14 protein-coding genes are annotated in these 18934 nt (G+C 34.7%); 6 read left to right on the top strand and 8 right to left on the bottom strand.

Translation table 11 applies throughout. The annotated features are described in order from the left end of the window. Window positions 1-62 precede the first annotated feature (62 nt). Window positions 63-1634 (top strand): sensor histidine kinase, encoded by a 1572-nt coding sequence (locus tag ACU1LP_RS03110; RefSeq protein ID WP_445735535.1) that lies wholly within the window; start codon window positions 63-65, stop codon window positions 1632-1634. A gap of 2 nt (window positions 1635-1636) precedes the next feature. Beyond that, window positions 1637-2338: a response regulator transcription factor gene (locus tag ACU1LP_RS03115; RefSeq protein WP_445732433.1), complete on the top strand. Its 702-nt coding sequence runs from the start codon at window positions 1637-1639 to the stop codon at window positions 2336-2338. A 420-nt stretch (window positions 2339-2758) separates the two neighbouring features. Here the strand turns inward: ACU1LP_RS03115 and ACU1LP_RS03120 are convergent, their stop codons facing one another. The 7 genes from ACU1LP_RS03120 to ACU1LP_RS03150 all read right to left on the bottom strand — a co-directional run bounded on the left by ACU1LP_RS03120 (window position 2759) and on the right by ACU1LP_RS03150 (window position 11159). Beyond that, complete coding sequence (locus ACU1LP_RS03120; RefSeq protein ID WP_445733710.1) at window positions 2759-3643, bottom strand: hypothetical protein; 885 nt, start codon at window positions 3641-3643, stop codon at window positions 2759-2761. A 439-nt stretch (window positions 3644-4082) separates the two neighbouring features. Continuing rightward, on the bottom strand, window positions 4083-5321 hold the full coding sequence (locus tag ACU1LP_RS03125) for an ATP-binding protein (protein WP_445732431.1): 1239 nt from the start codon (window positions 5319-5321) through the stop codon (window positions 4083-4085). A 93-nt stretch (window positions 5322-5414) separates the two neighbouring features. Then, complete coding sequence (locus ACU1LP_RS03130; protein ID WP_445732430.1) at window positions 5415-6074, bottom strand: alpha/beta hydrolase; 660 nt, start codon at window positions 6072-6074, stop codon at window positions 5415-5417. A 2-nt stretch (window positions 6075-6076) separates the two neighbouring features. Further along, the gene (locus ACU1LP_RS03135) at window positions 6077-6409 is read right to left on the bottom strand and encodes a hypothetical protein (protein ID WP_445732429.1); all 333 of its coding nucleotides are present in this window, start codon (window positions 6407-6409) and stop codon (window positions 6077-6079) included. Window positions 6410-6411: 2 nt separating this feature from the next. Then, the gene (locus tag ACU1LP_RS03140; RefSeq protein WP_445732428.1) at window positions 6412-7668 is read right to left on the bottom strand and encodes a dihydroorotase; all 1257 of its coding nucleotides are present in this window, start codon (window positions 7666-7668) and stop codon (window positions 6412-6414) included. Continuing rightward, complete coding sequence (locus ACU1LP_RS03145) at window positions 7665-9590, bottom strand: vWA domain-containing protein (RefSeq protein ID WP_445733709.1); 1926 nt, start codon at window positions 9588-9590, stop codon at window positions 7665-7667. Before ACU1LP_RS03145 ends, ACU1LP_RS03140 begins: the two co-directional genes overlap by 4 nt. A 561-nt stretch (window positions 9591-10151) precedes the next feature. Continuing rightward, window positions 10152-11159: a glycosyltransferase family 2 protein gene (locus ACU1LP_RS03150; protein ID WP_445733712.1), complete on the bottom strand. Its 1008-nt coding sequence runs from the start codon at window positions 11157-11159 to the stop codon at window positions 10152-10154. Window positions 11160-11266: 107 nt separating this feature from the next. On the opposite strand from ACU1LP_RS03150, the gene ACU1LP_RS03155 reads away from it, so the two are divergent. Continuing rightward, window positions 11267-13159: a M61 family metallopeptidase gene (locus ACU1LP_RS03155; RefSeq protein WP_445733708.1), complete on the top strand. Its 1893-nt coding sequence runs from the start codon at window positions 11267-11269 to the stop codon at window positions 13157-13159. A 249-nt stretch (window positions 13160-13408) separates the two neighbouring features. Here the strand turns inward: ACU1LP_RS03155 and ACU1LP_RS03160 are convergent, their stop codons facing one another. Further along, on the bottom strand, window positions 13409-14173 hold the full coding sequence (locus ACU1LP_RS03160; RefSeq protein WP_445733707.1) for a TIGR02757 family protein: 765 nt from the start codon (window positions 14171-14173) through the stop codon (window positions 13409-13411). Window positions 14174-14377: 204 nt separating this feature from the next. Between ACU1LP_RS03160 and ACU1LP_RS03165 the strand changes: the two genes are divergently transcribed. From ACU1LP_RS03165 to ACU1LP_RS03175, 3 genes are all read left to right on the top strand, one after another. Continuing rightward, the gene (locus tag ACU1LP_RS03165; RefSeq protein WP_445733706.1) at window positions 14378-15187 is read left to right on the top strand and encodes a hypothetical protein; all 810 of its coding nucleotides are present in this window, start codon (window positions 14378-14380) and stop codon (window positions 15185-15187) included. A 1069-nt stretch (window positions 15188-16256) separates the two neighbouring features. Further along, window positions 16257-17138, top strand: coding sequence for a TraB/GumN family protein (locus tag ACU1LP_RS03170; protein WP_445735536.1), 882 nt, complete (start codon window positions 16257-16259; stop codon window positions 17136-17138). Between the two features lie 811 nt (window positions 17139-17949). After that, on the top strand, window positions 17950-18837 hold the full coding sequence (locus ACU1LP_RS03175) for an NmrA family NAD(P)-binding protein (protein WP_445735537.1): 888 nt from the start codon (window positions 17950-17952) through the stop codon (window positions 18835-18837). The last annotated feature ends 97 nt before the right edge of the window (window positions 18838-18934 follow it).

Genomic DNA, 18934 nt, shown 5'->3' on the forward strand with positions numbered 1-18934 from the left:
ATTTTTGTTAATGTAAGGTTAAAAGGCAATAACCCTAAATGTTAAAATGTTAATTTTGACCGATGAGCAAAAAAATATTCGTCCTATTGATCATACTAATGAGCTTGTCTCTAATAGGAATTATTTTTGTACAGGCTTATTATATCAATGCTTCGGTAAGCAACGAAAGGGAACGTTTTAAGTTTAATGTCAATAAAGTACTTAATTATGTTTCCAACACTTTAGAAGACAGAGAGAAGGCTGAATATGTTTACAAGCTTCAAGACCTAATGTCCCAGGGAGTCGCCGTTGATACTGCCGCCATTCGGAATTTGTACATAATTCAGGAAGATTTTGACTCTAAGGAAACCGTTGTTTACAGAAATGGTACTTTAGAGGAAAACTATAAATTTAATTCGTCGGTCTTTGACATAGGTTTAGATACCATTAACGTAAAGCGTATTTTAAGCGAACGTGAAACCAAGGTTTTTAAAAATACGGGTTCGGATATAGATTTCGATCTAAGCTCGAAAGACAAGTTGCTGTTGTTGGATAAAATGTCCAGCACCGATAAAATCATTTTTGAAGATGTTTATAAAGATTTGGCTTCCAGATTGCCCATCCATAAACGGGTGGCCAAAGAAGAAATTCAGGAACTTTTATCCACTAAGCTGAAAGAAGATGGTATAAATATCGATTTTGAATTTGCTATTTACAGTAATGATTTAGCAACCAGGATACGAAGCGATAATTTTGAAAACGATAAAACTTCACCATTTAGCGTACACATGTTTTACAATGAAAATAATCAGAGCTCGTACAAACTTTTGGTAAATTTTCCAGATGACAAAAAGTTTATATTATCGTCCAATATGGGAATGATTATATTGTCAATAATTTTTACGTCCATCATTATTATTGCTTATGGCAGTGCTTTGCACCAATTAATCAAACAACGTAAAATTTCTGAAATTAAAACAGATTTTATAAATAACATGACGCATGAGTTTAAAACGCCCATAGCCACTATAAATTTAGCCTTGGACGCCATTAGAAACCCAAAAATCATAGATGATAAAGAAAAAGTATTGCGCTACCTTGGCATGATAAAGGAAGAAAATAAGCGTATGCATGCTCAAGTAGAGAACGTTTTAAGAATATCTAAACTAGAGAAAAACGAGTTGAATATAAGTAAGGATAGGTTAGATTTGCACGAGATAGTTGAAGATGCCATTACACATGTTGAATTGTTGGTTGAGGACAGACAAGGTTATATCAAAACTTTTTTTGATGCACCAAAATCGTCTGTATTGGCAAATGAAACCCATTTTACCAATGTGATCGTGAATATTCTGGACAATGCCATTAAGTATTCGCCAGATGCACCAAAAATAGAAGTGTACACAGAAAATGTTGGGAACAATATTTTATTGAAAATAAAAGATCATGGTAGCGGCATGAGCAAAGCGGCTGCCAAACGGGTGTTCGAAAAATTTTATAGGGAACACACCGGGAACATTCATAACGTTAAAGGCCACGGTTTAGGTTTGGCCTATGTAAAACGGATTGTAGAAGACCATCAAGGTCATGTATCAGTAGAAAGTGAAAAAGAAAAAGGAAGCACCTTTATAATAAAGCTTCCAATAATATCATAAACATGGAAGAGCAAAAAAAGAGAATTTTATTAGTTGAAGACGACCCCAATTTTGGAACCGTTCTTAAAGATTATTTAATGATGAACGATTACGATGTGGTCCATGCTAAAAACGGTATGGAAGGATTCGAAAAATTCAAAAAAGACGATTTCGATTTATGCATCTTGGATGTTATGATGCCCTATAAAGATGGGTTTACATTAGCAAAAGAGATACGCGAAAAAAACACCGATGTACCAATCGTTTTCCTAACCGCTAAAACGATGAAAGAAGACGTGTTAAAAGGCTATAAAGTGGGTGCGGACGATTATTTAAACAAACCTTTTGACAGCGAAGTGCTGTTAATGAAAATAAAGGCCATTATACAACGTAAAGCCACTGAAACCATTTCAGACAGCAAGCAATTTGAGTTTAAAATAGGTAGGTTCGATTTGAATTCCAAACTGCGTTTTTTAAAATTTAATGGTGGCGATCCCATAAAATTATCACCAAAGGAAAACGAATTGTTGCGCTTATTGGCATTGCATGAAAACGATTTAATGCCTCGGGAATTGGCACTTACCAAAATTTGGAGAGACGATAATTACTTTACCTCGCGTAGTATGGACGTGTATATTGCGAAACTGCGTAAATACTTAAAATTGGATGATAAAGTAGAAATACTTAACATCCACGGAGAAGGTTTTAGATTGGTGGTAAACTAATTGAAGCTTTTACTTTCACATAATTAAAATCCAGCAATAAGCTGGATTTTTTTGTTTTTGGACGTTACACTAAAAAGGGTCGGGCTATACATTACAATCTTTTTAAAATGTCATAGCGAGGACGAAGGACGAAGCTATCTGTCAAATATTTGTTCCGTCCAAAATTTGTTTTTCACATCTATTAAAAAGGATTTTCATTTCTATCCCTAACGCAAATAAAATCGTAACTAACAATCAACCTTTTTGTTATATCTAATAATTGATTTTTCGTTTAATGTTCATGTTCTTGGTAAGTTGCGTGTTTGTATGTGAGGATTTCTGCAGGAAAATAAGGATGGGCAGGTAAACACGCAAAGTCCTTAAAGTAAGTCTAAAAAAGCAATTTTTAATTTGTTATATACGCATGTTGTGCCTTGTTGTTTATTTCCGTTCATATTTTTTTATCATATCTCCATATTCATCGAGTGTAATTATTTGATAAATTTCAAAATAGTATCTCGGTAAATCCGTTCCGTTATAGTTGTTCCTTACAATCTTACCGAATACATTAGCTCTGTTTAAATTTCTCAAAGCATTCTCATCTGATTTGTAAAGTTCTTTATCAGAGATTATTTCAAATGCCATTTCCTCGGAAATCGTTGGGTAAATTTTATAACTGTTTTGCGAGAAGTCGCCAAGGTCAATCCCAATAATTGGAAATCTATAATTTTTATAGTCATTTAAAACTTCACGAATATTATAATCCCATTCAATCGATTCGTCAGGTAATACTAAATAATTTTCAAATTTATTGGGGAATTTTTTAAGTAATTCGAAATCCTTTATTGTTAAAACGGAAGTCAAAGTATCTTTGATAAAATTTGATTGAGTTGTTTGTTCTTTGTTTTTGTTTAAAGTTAGTTTATAGAAAGATTCAAAGTCATAAGGCGATGTGTATTGCTCATTTCCTCGATAAATATTTCCTTTATAAACAGCTAAAGTAGAAGCACCACCATCTACTAAATAGTCAAATACATTATTTAGGGTGTCAGCTTTTATTGTGAAAACTGTAACTCCATTGCCTAAAGTTCTGGTTGCTCCAAAATTTGTCTGTGTCAAAAGACTGTAATCTATTATCAAATCAGAAACTCCATCTTGGTCAATGTCCGAATTAATTACATTTTTATTTAATTGAACTTCGTCTGGTGGAAATCTCTTTTCCAAAATTCCTTTGTGATATTCTAAAATTCTACTCTCTAAAGATTGGGCAAATATCTGTCCCGTAAAACTAAAAAGAAATAAAAATGTCAGTATAATTTTCTTCATATTTGGTTTTTTTTCAATAAGGCACAACTCGTTATATAGTTACTTTTATCGTCCATATCCCGTAAATAGGTCAGGATATGGTACCTTTTTTGTTACTGTTATCCTGTAAATATAATTAATTTTTCCTACGGAAAACCTAATAGTTTTCTATTGGCTGTTTTTATATCTTCATCATCAATCTTAAACAGGAAAAACAATATACTGGTACGCCCCTAAGTAGCGAGTAATAGTTCTATTCATATTTAAAATATCAAAAGAAACTTAGGTTTTTATAGTTTCGAATGTATAGCGAACATAATTCCGTCTCAATAAATTGTGTTCAAAGTTAAACGAATTTATAATTTTTTCCGACAAAGTCATATTGAATTTTTTTGTTTTCTTAGGCAGTTAAGATAGAAAATTTAGTATTTATTATGTTGCGTGTTATAGCCAGTGTTTATTATTGATTTTGGTTTGCGTCAAGCAGCCAATTAAAAACATTTAGGTGTTTTACTCCGCTTCGGTTTTGAGTAAACGAATCTGTTGTAAGCAAATATTTAGGATAATTGTCATTGATTTTTTCTAATGCACCAAACTCTCGCTCTACGGTACTTTCGTTAGTTATTTGCCATGCTACTTGGTAGTATTCGATGTCGCCTGTGGAAGTTTTGCATACAAAATCTACTTCGGTGTTGCGTGTTGTTCCTGTCCAAATTTTGTTTCCTCTGCGTAGAAGTTCAAGATAAATAACGTTTTCCAATATATGTCCTCTGTCAGTGGTTCGTTCTTTACCAGCCAAAATATTTAGCAAACCAGGATCTACCAAATAATATTTTTCTTGTGTAGCCAATTGTTTTTTGCCTTTTAAATCAAAACGGTTTACTTTGTAAAACACAAAACTTGCCACCAAATATTCCAAATAATTTTCAACGGTAGCGTGGTGTGTGTATTGTTCGTCTTGTTTGAGTGCTTTGGAAATATTACTTGGGGATAGTGAATTGCCAATATTAGAAGCTACAAATTTTACGATGTTACTAAAAGCCCGTTTGTCGTTTATTTGGTGGCGTTGCGTAATATCTTTTTCAATTATGGTAGTATAAATGGCTTCCAAATATTCATAAATTTTATCGAAACCACCTTCACGCAATGCTACGCCTTTGGGCAATGATGTTTCGTTTATATAATCAAAAAATAAGGCTTCGTAATTAAGGTATTTGTTGCTTGTGTCTATGCTACGTGCCATTAAATACTCTTTAAACGAAAAAGGTAAAATTGAAATTTCAATATAACGACCACTCAACAAAGTTGCCAACTCACTACTAAGCAAAAAAGCATTTGAGCCTGTTATGTAAACATCTGTATTTTCCGTGGCGAAAAGGCCATCGACTAATTTTTCAAAAAGCGTAATATTTTGTACTTCATCTAAAAAAATATAGTTTGGTTTTTCCGATTGTAGTTTTTTCTTTATCTCAAAATAAATGTCACTCCACGTTTTGTTTAAGTAGTTTTCAGGCAATTCAAAATTGTAGAACTGAATTTGTCGTTTACCAATACCTTGTTTTTGCAGTTGTTCACGGTAAAGTTCTAATAAAGTACTTTTACCAGATCTACGTAAACCGCATATTACCTTTATAAGGTATTCATCTTTGTAAGCTAGCAGTTTTCCTATGTACTCTTTGCGATTTGTATAACTATTCATATTCAAATATATAAAATAAATTATCAAAACTTGTATTTTTTACAAGTTTTGATAATTAAAAAATATTTAGAAGAATGAATTATAAATGTAAAATCACAATATCCGCTTACTCAACCAATCCTTAAGTTCATAAAAATTTTGAGGTGCCACGCCATGTCCCACAGGAAATTCAGAGTAATTGTTCTTAATTTTTAAACTATTTAAAAACGGTGCGGTTTGTCGCGCCCATGCCACAGGGATTACTTGGTCCACACTTCCGTGCGAACAATAGAAATCTAAATTGGAATAATCCTTTTTCTGTATATCCTCAGGCAAGATATCTTTGTTTATATAGCCACTTAAAGCAATGATGTTTTTCACTTTTTCAGGATAGGTCAATGCCACGGCGTAACTTAAAATACTGCCCTGGCTAAAGCCCAATAGGGTTACATTGTTTTTATCAACAGGATATTCGGCAATAGCTTCATCTATAAACCTCGCCATTAGATCCCGCGATTGTGTTGCTTGTTCGTTGTCGTTCCATCTGCCTTGTTCTTCATCAAAATTAATGGCATACCACGCATTTCCGTAAGGTTGCATAGGGTAGGGCGCTCTTGCTGAAATGATAAAAAGTTCCGCTGGTAACTCAGAAGAAAATGAAAACAGATCGTTTTCATCGCTTCCATAACCATGCAACATAATTAATAGGGGCGCATTTTTTTGTAGTGATGATTTCCGAACGATGTGGTGTAAAGAGCGTGATGTATTCGTCATAGTTATTTTCCTAAATTAGCAAACCATTTTTGAAATAATTCTCCCATTAGTGGCACCGTTTGGTATTTTCCAGCAATGGCATTTACAAACCCGTATATAAACAATACGCCAAAAAACAACCAAAAACCAAAAGTGGCAAACCAACTATCCAATCCGCTAACCACCCATGCCAAAATAAAATACATGGCCCACAAGCCTAATGCCTGCCTAACATGAAAACTGGTAAAGTTGTTTTTTTTGTCGTTATTCATAAAATAGGCGATGATGGTGCCAATAATGGTTAAGTAGCTAATAATGGCCAATCCTTTTCCTTCTTCAATCTCTTGCTCGGTCATAATTATGGGTTTAGAAAAACCTTATTGTTGGATATGATTCCGTACACTTTCCCTTTTAAGGTTTCATTTTCAAAAATAGCATTTTTGGACTTGGAAATAATATTTTTAATTGAAAAGATATATTTGGAATCTGGATTAAAAAGCGTGATATTCAATTTGTTGCCGATATTGATGGGTGTTTGCTCCAAACCAAACCTCAATTTTCCTTTGGTTAAAACCTCAATGGTTTTTTTGGTTGTAAAAATGGTTTGCAATGCGCCAAAAGCAGATTCCAATCCTATGCTCCCGTAAGCTGCGTAATCAAATTCTATTTTTTTATGTTCAATGTCGAGTGGAGTGTGGTCGCTGGTTACCATATCAATGGCGCCGTCTTTAACAGCTTCTATTAAAGCATCCACATCTGTTTGTGTTCGCAAAGGTGGCAACACTTTAAAATGGGTGTTAAAATCGGTTAATCTCGCATCGGTAAAGTATAAATTATGAATGGCAACACTACAGGTAACGTCCAGTTTTTTCTTTTTGGCTTCCCGAATCAATTCCACCGATTTTGCGATGGAAATGGTTGGGATGTGTAATTTGCCACCTGTGTATTCCAATAAAAACAGATCGCGCGCCACTTGCATTTCCTCGGCTAAGGCAGGAATGCCTTTTAAACCCAATTTGGTACTTGTGATGTGTTCGTTCATAACCCCGTTTCCTGCAATTTTGTTTTCTTGCGGAAATGAGCATACCAACCCATCAAAATTACTGGCGTATTGCAGTGCTATTTTCATGAGGTTAGGGTTTGAAATCGTTTTTTTATAATCGTAAAATGCCACAGCCCCAGCAGTGTTCATATCGAACAATTCCGCTAAATCCTCACCTTTGCTGCAATTGGTCAATGCCCCAATGGGCAACAGCGTAACCGCATGATTTGCGGCTTTTGAGTTAACAAAAGTAATGTCGGCATTCGAATCTATTACCGGATGGGTGTTCGCATTCATTGCCACGGCTGTAAAACCGGATGCTGCTGCCGTTTTTAATCCGTTTACAATGGTATCGCGTTCTTCAAAACCAGGTTCCCCAAAACTAACGCTACTATCAAACCAACCTTGCGAAATATGCAGGTTTTCAAAAGTGATTTCTTGATATGTTTTTGGGTTTTTAATGGCCTTGGCAATTTTGGTAATCACGCCGTTTTCAACCAAAATATCTTGAGTGGTGTTATGAAACTCGCTTTTAGAATCGATTATGGTGGCAGATTTTATAAGTATGTTCATTTAAAGTATTTTAATATGAGCATTTCAATAATCAATAACGCTATCGCAAAAATAACAAACCATTTCCACAAGGCATTCACTTTTGTGTCACTTTTTATGGTATCGAAAATTTTACTAATGGAATCGCTGACAGTTATGTTTTTTGACCCGGAAATGGTTCGGTAAACCAAAGTGCTTTCATCTCTATTATAATTATAGCTCACGTTATTAATGGTTTCCTCTTTATTTTTAATGGTATAAATACCTGATTCGTAAGGAGTTTCAAGAGTTGTTATCACTACTTTATCATTAAAATACTGCTGTTTGGGTATAATGTTTACATCTTTTTTAGCAAGCGATAAAATATGGTCTTGCTGTAATTGGGTTTCTACATCAAAAGCATTTTCTGTTCCAATGGTGTAATATAAAGCGGGATTTTTAAAACTGAATTTCCCAATATTATAAAGTGTCGGCACAATTAAAGGCGAGTTTTTAAAATTGGAATTAGCGGTGTTTAAAGCCGAGGTAAATACAAATAGGTTGTTGTTTTGGTATAAAAATGGTTTGCCATCCTCAAATTGTAAAATGCTGGAAACCTTGTTTGAAGCAACATTATAAAAACTGTTCACTTTTGGATATTGAAAATTACTGACTTGCTTTTCAAACACCCCATTGCTAAACAGGGGATGCGAATAGTTTATGGTTGTGATGCTTTTTTCAGTCTCGGTTAGGCTATTGAAATTGGAGCCGTAATGAGTTAAAAACGTGCTATAAGATGCTTTTTCAATGGTTTTTGAAGGAATGACCACAACCGAACCACCTTGTTCGGTAAACGATTTCAATGCGACAGATAAAGCATTGGGTATGCTGTTCAATTCGTTTAAAACAATCAACCGTTGCTGATTGATGATGTTATAATCCAACTGATTTGAAACGGTAGAAGTGACATTGAATTCATTCGCTGAATAAATGCGTTTTAAAAACGAATCGTCCTCAGCATTTATAACCAGCACGTTTACTTTGGACGTTTTATTGATATTGAAATAAAGCGTGTTATCAAATTGCAAATTGGCATCGTCAATGGTTATTTTTCCGTTGATTTCCTTACCAATAGGAAGTGAAAAAGTCGTTTCTGTTTTATCGTTGATGGCCACTGATGTTTTTGCAATAAGCACCTCATTATTGAACAAGGAAACGGGTAGGTTTTCAATGGCAGTTCCGCTGTTTTTTAAAAGGACTTTTAATTGGATGGCAGTAGCAGTAGTTTCAGAAATGTTGGCACTCTCAATAGTTATATTAGTAGTGTTAATGGGTTCAAGTTTAACTAAATATACATAAAGCGTTGAGTCTGTTTTTATATTAAAATCATTCCCATCTTGTTGAAAATCAGAAATAAAAACCAAGTTTTTTAAAGTATTGGTTTGCTTGCTGAAAAACGTCCTGCTTTTTAATAAAGCGGCTTCAAGCGATAATTTATTTGAAGAATACCCCATCTGTAACAAGTTGTTTTTAATGGCTTTTAAACTGGTATTTCTAAACGTGTCATCGTTGGTAATTAAAGATATATTTTCATCTTCGGGAATATTACTAATAATATCCTGCACTGCACGTTTTAAAAGTTCGCCTTCGCGTCCTTTAGCCTGCATGCTAAAGGAATTATCCATATAAATAACCGTTTCTTTTTTAGTGTTGAAAGCGTTTGTGTTAGAAGTGAAAGGTTGTGCGAAAGCCAATACAATAGCGGTAAGCAATAAAAGCCGTGTACAAAGCACCAACCACTTTTTAATTTGGGAACTTTTACGTGTTTGTAAAGTAGCTTCCTTTAAAAATGCCACGTTTGTAAACGCCACTTTTTGGAATTTCCGTAATTGAAATAAATGGATAATAATGGGGATGAGCAGTAAAAATAAGGCGTAAAGAAGTTCGGGGTGTTTAAACTGCATTGTGTGTTATATTTTTCAAAACTACATATTTTTTTTTCATCTGTGGGTATTTATTGTTTTTTGCAGGGTAAACGTATGAGTTTATTTACCGCAAATTCGCAAATTTATTCATCAATTATTAATAAAATATAAATTTTTAAGAAAAAATCTGCGACACGAGCCTGAAAGAGGGAACTGGCGAAGCAATTTGCGGTTGTTTTTTTACTCATGCGTTGCCAGGTTCTTTGAACCTTTATTTTTTAATTATTTTGTAAAATGAAATGTATCAAGTTTATTTTTTATAAATTTCGCTTACCGGTTTCGCTTCATTCCAAAATTTAATTAAAGCTTCGTTATCCAACATCAATTGGCACAATCGTTCCATCGGCGATTTTTCGAGCCATATTTTTAATTGTAAATCCTTAATATTTTGTGGCGTATCAGTCTTTTTTTATATAAGATTAAAGGTTTTAAGGTTCAATTTTAAAATCCATTCATTTATATAATCCCAATTTAAGGTTTCTAAGTATGAAAGATTTATTTTCACGCTTCATTAAAAGGCAATTTTTCAAAATCATAAAATTAACAAAAGAAGATATAAGCTTGCACGGGTTCCATATTCAACGTTTCCAAATAACTTCTAATTTCCAATTGTGCCGTTTTGTTGGCTACCGTAATGATGCTTTGCGGGTTTTTAATTTTTGAAAGGGCATCAAAGTTTTTCATTTCTTTTCCATAAATAGCTTTGCCAATTTTTTTTGGGTTATCGCAAATCCATTCAAACGGAATGTTTTGTTCAATCAATATTTTGGCTATCAGTTTCCCTTTGGTACCTGCGCCCCAAATTATTAGTTTCTTTGTTGTGTTGTAATCAATGTCTAAAAAATGATGCGTTTTTAATTCCGTAAAGTGGTTTTGTGCATAATGCACATGGGTGCGCGAGGTTCGGGTACTGTAATCGCGCCATTTGTGTAATATTTCATTACATGGAATACACTTAATTTGGTTTTTATAAAACCGAAACGTTAAGTCGTAATCTTCAGGATATATATTTGGGTTAAATGCATCACAAGCTATAAAATCGCTTCTGAAAGCCATCCAACAAGGGGAGGGGATCACACATTCTTTATAAATTTCAGAATAATTATTCCCCATTTTTGTTAAGTTGTTCAACCAAGTTTCATAACTTTTATAACCTTCGCCAACGCCCGTTTCAGAAAAATATTCCACTAGCCCGATGGCGACATGTTTTTTTCCGTTGGCAATCAAATGTTGCAACAGTACTTCAAGTTTATTTGGCAACATGATGTCATCACTATCCATTCTAGTAATAAAATCGCCTTTGCTGTGCTTAAAAGCCAACTGTAACGCATCGATAATACCGTTTCCGTGGTTTTTAAAAAGCTTTATCCTGCTATCAGTTTCCGCGAAAGCGTTAACTATTTTATAGCTTTCATCCGTTGAAGAATCATCAACAATAAGCAGTTCCCAATTAGTATAGGTTTGTTCTAAAATAGATTGAATACAGTCCGCTAAATAAGCTTCCGTATTCTTAAAAGGCGTTATGATACTTATAAGCGGGTCTTGCATGGCACGAATATACATATTAAAGCTTTTTAACAAAACCTTATGACAGCAATTTGCCGCATAATAGTAATTTGGACGTCAATAAAAAAAATCTAAAAAAAAACGCATTGATGAACACCAAGACTTTAGCCGCTTTTTGTGCGGGTATTTTGCTAGCTAGCTGTAGTACTACAAAAACTTCCGGTAACGATTTAGCTACAAGTTTACCCATTGAAACCTCCATAAATTTAACTAAAATTGAAAATGATAAAGCACCGGTAACGATTGATCCGGGGCGTTTTACCGAGCAAACCGTTACCTATCATTTGCCCAAAGTAGTGCCTGGAACCTATTCTGTAAGCAATTTTGGAAAGTACATTGACAGTTTTAAGGCTTTTGATTATAAAGGCAACGAAATGCCTGTTATTAAAACCGATGTGAACACATGGACCATTAAAAACGCCAAACAATTGGATAAGATTACCTATTTGGTGAATGATACTTTTGATATTGAGGAAGAAGGTGGCATTGGAAAAGAAGAACCTTTTTCGCCTTCCGGGACTAATATAGAACCATCCAATTATGTGCTTAATCTTCACGGATTTATAGGGTATTTTGATGTGTTGAAAAACAATCAGTATAAATTGGAGGTAACATCTCCCGTCGGTTTTGAGCATACGTCCTCGTTATCAGAGGTAAGCTCTAAAACAAGTGAAGACGGCAGTAGTGTAACAACCAGTTATTTTGCTACACGGTATTTTGATATTACCGACAACCCCATGATGTATGGTGATTTGGATGTTGAAGAGTTTCAAGTAGGTGACATTAAAATTGTGTTGAGCGTATATTCCCCTAATAAAGTACACACCGCAGTATCTTTAAAAGAAACCATTTTTAAAATGATGCAAGCCCAAAAAACGTTTCTGGGCGCTATTAATTCCACCCCACGTTATGATATTTATTTGTATCTGTCTGAAGGAAAGGAAAATTCCCCAAAAGGGTTTGGAGCTTTAGAGCACCACACCTCTACAGTGGTGGTTTTACCAGAATCCATGGATGAAGAAGCCTTGGCTGAAAGTATGGTTGATGTAGTGTCGCACGAATTTTTCCATATTGTAACCCCATTAAGTGTACATTCTGAAGACGTTCATTATTTCGACTATAACAACCCAACTTTCTCAAAACATTTATGGATGTATGAGGGTGTAACCGAGTATTTTGCCAACTTATTTCAAGTAAACCAAAACTTGATAGACGAAAACGAATTCTACAACAAAATAATGGAGAAAATCCAGCACTCAAAAACGTTGAATGATGCGATGAGTTTTACCATAATGAGTGAGAATGTTTTAAAAGAACCCTATAAAAGCCAATATTTGAATGTGTACCAAAAAGGCGCGTTGATAGGCATGTGCATCGATATTTTAATGCGCGAGGAAAGTAATGGAAACCGAGGTATTTTATCGCTAATGAAAGAACTGTCAAACAAATACGGGAAGAATAAACCGTTTGAGGACGATAAGCTTATTGATGAAATTTCGAGTATGACGTACCCTTCGGTGCACCACTTTTTAATGGCCCATGTTGTTGGCGATATTCCAATTAACTACAACGAATTTTTTAATAAAGTAGGGTTGGAAATTGGCGAAACCAAAGTAGAGACCAATTATATTTTAATGAATGGTGCGCCCATTGTTAGTGGCGACGGACAAAAAGGGACCATCTTTTTTACAGATATGGTATTACAAAACAGTTTTTGGGCAGATAATGGCGCACAACCAAACGATGTTATAAAATCCATAAACGGTACCGATTTAACCATGCTAAACGCCAATCAGGTTTTACAAGAAGTTTTTATGTGGAAACCTGGTAAAGATGTAGAAGTGAAATTAGACCGAAACGGTAAAGAAGTAGTCATTAAAACCAAAACAACTCCAACCTATACGATGGGCGAGGGCATTGTTGAAAAAGCCGATGCTACTCCTGCTCAAAAATCATTGCGTGACGCTTGGTTGAAAGGATAAGGTGAATTAAGTTTTAAGTATTAAGTATTAAGTATTAAGAATTAAGTAAGAATTACGATTGATGGACTTTGGTTTGTCAATCGTTTTTTTTTATGGCGTTACCCATCCCCTGGATTCCGCTCGGGGCAGGCGGTCGCACTGTCCGTTATATCTTTTTTTCGTGCCTCAAAAATGGATGCCACTTCAAATACGAAGTATTCACGATTTCCAAATTATCAAAACTAAAATGTATGAGTAATCGCTAACGCACTAAAACCCTTCAAAAACGCCTAAACCAAATAAAGCAAAATCGTATTTTACAGGGTCGTTGGGGTCAAGTTTTCTTAAAGAAGTGTCCAATTCCAACAACGCTTTTCCATCATTTTGTTTTCTTTTTAAAAGGCCTAATTTCCGGGCTACATGACCCGAATGCACATCCAACGGACATGATAGTTGCGCAGGCGAGAGGCGGTTCCAAACACCAAAATCCACGCCCGTTTTATCGTTTCTAACCATCCAGCGTAAAAACATATTGATACGTTTTGCTGCCGAATTTCTCAATGGGTCACTGATGTGTTTTTGGGTTCTTGGTAGATGGTCCACCTCAAAGAAAGTGGTTTTGAATTTTGAAATGGCGTTTTGTAATGATCTATGTTCAACGTGTTTTAAAAAAACCGATTCCAGGCCCCCGTAATTTTTATAAATATGGTTTAGAGAGCTTATAAATTGAATAAGATCTTCACCGTTAAAAGTACGGTGCACAAAAGGCAATAGTTTTTCTAAATCTTTTTCTTCATGATTGATTATAAAATCAAAAGGCGAATTATCAAGCAACACCATCATCTTTTTTGCATTATTGATAATGCTTTTACGGTTTCCCCAAGCAATAGTTGCCGTTAAAAACCCAGCTATTTCAATGTCTTCCTTTAACGAAAATTGATGTGGGATTTGAATGGGGTCGCTTTCAATAAACTGTAGGTTGTTGTATTGAGTTACTTTATTATCCAGAAAGTCTTTTAGTTCGGTTTTATTCACGGCTATTTGTTTAAAAATTCAAAAATAGGTCAATTTTTTACCCTTAGCGGTCAAATATTTTTTATAATGAGCAAATGCTCAATGTATCTTTAACCATAAAACATCGATAAAAGACAAAAATAAACTTTTAAAAGCATTATTTTATTATGGATATAAACTAAAATCTAAATTTATATCGTTATTTGGGCTGTAAATAAATATATTATGAAAAAAATCATAGCCCCAATTCTTGCATTACTTTTATTAGGTTGTCAAGAAGACGAAGTCAAGAATAATGTGGATTCGGCATCAGCTATTGAAGCATTGACCGAATATGCCACGGTAAACAAGGTGTTCCAGGATGTTGGCAACAATAGTGCTGATGCTGTTTTAAGTGGTGAAAATGCCACATCGGCTTCAAAGTTTAGCAATATTAAAACCGATGGTCCCATAATAACGGTGTTGCCGCTGGATTTCACAACCTTTCCTAAAACCATAACCATCGATTACCAATCGGGTGTGCTCTGTAAAGACGGAATTACGCGTAAAGGAAAAGCGATCATAGTTTCAACCAATTGGTATGGCGTCGTAGGGAGCGAACACACCACCACCTTTATTAACTATTATCATAATGATTTTAAAGTGGAAGGAACTCATTTTGTGAAAAATTCAGGTACGGATCAAGATGATAATTTGAAGTATAGTGTTACCATTGAAAACGGAAAAATAACCACAAGTTCAGGTAAAACCATCAATTATACCGAGAATTCTACCAGAACTTGGGTGGCAGGTTTTGATACACCCTTAAATATTTGGGATGATGAATATTTGTTGGACGGTACACAAACTGGGGTAAGTTCTAAAGGTGTTAAATACTCATTAACAGTTGAAGAACCATTGCATTTTGTGTTATTGCCAAGGAGTATAAAATCTGGTATTCTTAATGTGGACGTTGCGAATATAAAAGACATTAAATTGAATTACACCACTTCTACAATAGCCATATTGGGGCAATCATTTCCATTTAGAATTTAAATAAAGTATCACAATTATTGAACAAAAAGGGCTTACTGCATATACAGTAAACCCTTTTTGTTTTGATTTAAATCTGAGATTTCTACCAACTATTACCGAATATAGGTATTCTTAACAACTGGTTTTAAGGTTGCAAGAATAAGAGTTAGCACTTGAAATTATAAAATTAAAGAGTTAACTTAGCTTTGGATATAAAACAATAAACGGATTTTGTATATTAATGTTACACAAAATTTTGTAAACGAAAATGGGCGAAATTAATAAAGAAGTAATTTTAGAAGCGATTAATAAGTCTGATAATAATTTAGAAACGCCTAAAAAGGCACATATTGATGCACTACAAATATTTTAACCGGACAACAATAAAAATCAATATATTAACGTGAATAACTTTAGAAACTTATTGTTGGCAGACCAAATTAATGGTTCTAGAACCATTAATCCGTATTCATCAGGTCCTTTTGTTTCAATTCTAAACACAAAAACGCCTTAAAAAACACAAGGGAAATTCTTCAATTATGTAAGAAAAAATAATTATATTTACCGGATAACAACAACAAAAAACTTACCATATCCTGACCTATTTACGGGATATGAACGACAAAAGTAACTATATAACACGTTGTGCACAATGGCCAGCTACCGAACCCATAACGGCAAACAGAACTCAAAACGTTACTTAGAATTCTTTACCCGCGCGATTTTTGCCAAATTTTTGGAATGGCCAACAAAGCAAAACAACGACCGACCTTTGCGGACTTTCCAAACGCTGAATTTCGCATGGAATCTGTCGGACACTTGAAATACGTCTGACCTTAGCAGGGCGCAATCCCGATAGCTATCGGGATACGGAATTCTGGCAAAGGCAAAAAACACGCTGGAACTTACGGTAAAAAAAAGCCACAGATGCACAACAACGCATAAAAAAAATTGCTATTTTAGGCTTGTATAAAGGTGGTTGCTTTGTTTGCCCGCTTCCGATTTTCCTGCGGAAAATCCTCGCACACAAACCCGCAACTTTTTTTATACGAAACCGTTGGCAACAAGCTGACAAGCAACACTCTGAAAAATGAAAAACAAATTAAATTTACTTATATTTTTGACAATTTCGCATTTTGCAATAGGCCAGAATACAATTTTATGGAAAGTAACAGATACGATAAATAACAAAACCTCTTTCGTTGTTGGAACATTTCATCAATTCGGAAATTCATTTGTTGATTCAATACCTAAAATCAAAGAATCTCTTTTTAATTCTGAACTTGCAATTTTTGAGTCTATTGACAACATTGAAAACACAAGAAAAATGATTGAGAAAAGAGAAACTTCTCTTGAAATCGAAAAGAGGCTGAAGAAAAAAGACTTGAAAAAACTACAAGAAATCGCTAAAAAATGGAAAGTAGATTTATACAAACTCAAACCATTAGAAATTAGATGGAAATTACAACAGGAATTTCAAAAAAGTAAATGCAAAACTACTAAACCTGGTGATAAATTTGACCATTTCGACAAATACCTACAATATATCGCAGAAGAAAACAAAATTGAGGTTTTAGGATTAGAAACTGATAGTTTGCAATTAAAACTTATAGAAAAAGAAAATAAAAATCCTAATTGGAAAAAGGAAAGAAAAAATATTAGTGCTTGGATTGAACAAATGACAACCGATAAGCCTAATATGAATAATTGTGGTCTTGCCAATAAATACAGAGAATTTGATTTGAACTACGAATTTGAAAAGGAATGTGAATCTGACATCAAAATTCTTCAAAGAAATAATGATTGGATGAAAACTATTCCAAATATATTGAGAACTAAAAATACATTTATCACTGTTGGATATTATCATTTAAGAAAAAAGTGTGGAATTCTGGAACAATTAAAAAATAAAGGATTTAAAATAGAACCAGTTGAAATAAGGCCAGTTGCCAACAACACTGTGTATAATTAATTGCTTGGTCATCGCTCATCTGAAAAATCCTCACGGATTTCCCTGCTGGGTTTTGTGCTTTTAATGGTTCGTGCCCAGACCCGCAACGGCTCATAGTGTGCAGAGCAAGCAATGGGCGGCAACATTTACCCATTGTGAACTGTAGATAAGATGGTGGAACCGACCCACCAATGTCGCTTTATAGGAAGCGGGATTAAACCACCTAAATGTGCTTTGGTAAAGAGCCGAGGTACTGAGCGTTCAGGAAACGGTCACGCCAAGAGCGTGGTCAGGTACGGATAAAAGAGATGAACGCAAGTGGGCCCCTTTCGAGGTGTCGAGAAGTTGCTACATCCTGTCAAAAGCTGCGGGGTATGGTACGGAGTTACGAGTATAGCGGTTACCTATTTATTGGCTGTACGGTAGGCGCCATTCAGGGGGCATGACCTTTATCCGGGCTTATATACGGAACTCGGGAACCTGACTGTAAATGCTAAGGGAAATACACAATAGGATCGCCCTAGCGGTAGAATACCAAAGTTATATTCAGGGGCGGACTAATCCGTAGTAGTGATGAAGTTCCTGTAATGGGAATGGAGCAAAGGGGTTAGGTTATACAGTCACATAACATTTACCAACTTGAAAGAGGATGAGTTTATGGGATGGGACAAATTCAATAGCCTTCAAACAGGTTTTTACTTACCTTGGCCATTGAAGAGTATAACAAGAGCCGTATGATGGGAGACTATCACGTACGGTTCTGTGAGAGGCTTGGGGTGAAATTCCCCTTGTCTACTCGACCACATTTACGTTAGCAATCATTTTGATAAAAATGAAACGAATACTTATAACAGGAGCGACAGGAAATATTGGAACAGAGCTAGTCCATTACCTGTGCGAATTGGACAATGGATCCGAAATAATTGTTGCTGTCCGAAACGTAGAAAGAGCAAAGGAAAAGTTTCCTAATCTTTCAGGTTTATCCTTTAGATTGTTTGATTTTGAAGAGCAAAATTCTTTTGATACAGCATTTAAAGATATTGATATACTTTTCCTTCTTCGACCACCACACATTTCCGAAGTCGATAAATATTTTCAACCTCTTTTAAAGTCAGCAAAAAATAATGGAATTGAGAAAGTGGTGTTTCTTTCTGTTCAAGGTGCAGAGAAAAGCAAAGTGATCCCCCACAATAGAATCGAGCGGTTAATTAAGTCGATTGGTTTCAAATACATTTTTGTGCGTCCAAGTTATTTTATGCAAAATTTGACAACTACATTACTTCCTGAACTACAAAAGAATCAAACCATTACCCTTCCGTCAGGACAGGCGAAATTCAATTGGATAGACCTAAAAAATATTGGTGAAGTATCGGCTGTATTGATTAAATCATTCGAGAAACATAAAAATAAAGCCTATGAAATTACGGGAACAGAAAACAAGAATTTTCAAGAAGTGTCTGAAATATTGAGTGAAACCATAGGGTCTAAATTCAATTTTAAAAGTATTAACCCAATTAGTTTCTATTTCAAAAAGAGAAAAGACGGGATTGAAAATGGATTTGCCATTGTAATGACCATACTTCACTTCTTGCCAAGATTTCAAAAAGAACCAGAAATTTCAGATAACTTTAATAAACTCACAGGAAAGAAACCAACGACACTAAAAGAATTTATCAACAGAGAAAAAGATAGAATAACGACACCCCAAGCCGTGTATTAAAAATTGCTTATTTTGGTTTTGTAAGCTTCACCCAAAACCGAACTGTTTAAAAGTGTAATATTACTTATTGAACTTATTTTAAGTTTTTAGCCAATTA

The sequence above is a fragment of the Mariniflexile sp. genome (genome assembly GCF_052728615.1).

Coding starts and splice junctions, on each gene's coding strand:
- ACU1LP_RS03110 (WP_445735535.1), top strand. CDS start 63: ATGAGCAAAAAAATATTCGTCCTATTGATCATACTAATGAGCTTGTCT.
- ACU1LP_RS03175 (WP_445735537.1), top strand. CDS start 17,950: ATGAAACGAATACTTATAACAGGAGCGACAGGAAATATTGGAACAGAG.
- ACU1LP_RS03155 (WP_445733708.1), top strand. CDS start 11,267: ATGAACACCAAGACTTTAGCCGCTTTTTGTGCGGGTATTTTGCTAGCT.
- ACU1LP_RS03140 (WP_445732428.1), bottom strand. CDS start 7,668: ATGAACATACTTATAAAATCTGCCACCATAATCGATTCTAAAAGCGAG.
- ACU1LP_RS03115 (WP_445732433.1), top strand. CDS start 1,637: ATGGAAGAGCAAAAAAAGAGAATTTTATTAGTTGAAGACGACCCCAAT.
- ACU1LP_RS03125 (WP_445732431.1), bottom strand. CDS start 5,321: ATGAATAGTTATACAAATCGCAAAGAGTACATAGGAAAACTGCTAGCT.
- ACU1LP_RS03170 (WP_445735536.1), top strand. CDS start 16,257: ATGAAAAACAAATTAAATTTACTTATATTTTTGACAATTTCGCATTTT.
- ACU1LP_RS03120 (WP_445733710.1), bottom strand. CDS start 3,643: ATGAAGAAAATTATACTGACATTTTTATTTCTTTTTAGTTTTACGGGA.
- ACU1LP_RS03130 (WP_445732430.1), bottom strand. CDS start 6,074: ATGACGAATACATCACGCTCTTTACACCACATCGTTCGGAAATCATCA.
- ACU1LP_RS03165 (WP_445733706.1), top strand. CDS start 14,378: ATGAAAAAAATCATAGCCCCAATTCTTGCATTACTTTTATTAGGTTGT.
- ACU1LP_RS03135 (WP_445732429.1), bottom strand. CDS start 6,409: ATGACCGAGCAAGAGATTGAAGAAGGAAAAGGATTGGCCATTATTAGC.
- ACU1LP_RS03145 (WP_445733709.1), bottom strand. CDS start 9,590: ATGCAGTTTAAACACCCCGAACTTCTTTACGCCTTATTTTTACTGCTC.
- ACU1LP_RS03150 (WP_445733712.1), bottom strand. CDS start 11,159: ATGCAAGACCCGCTTATAAGTATCATAACGCCTTTTAAGAATACGGAA.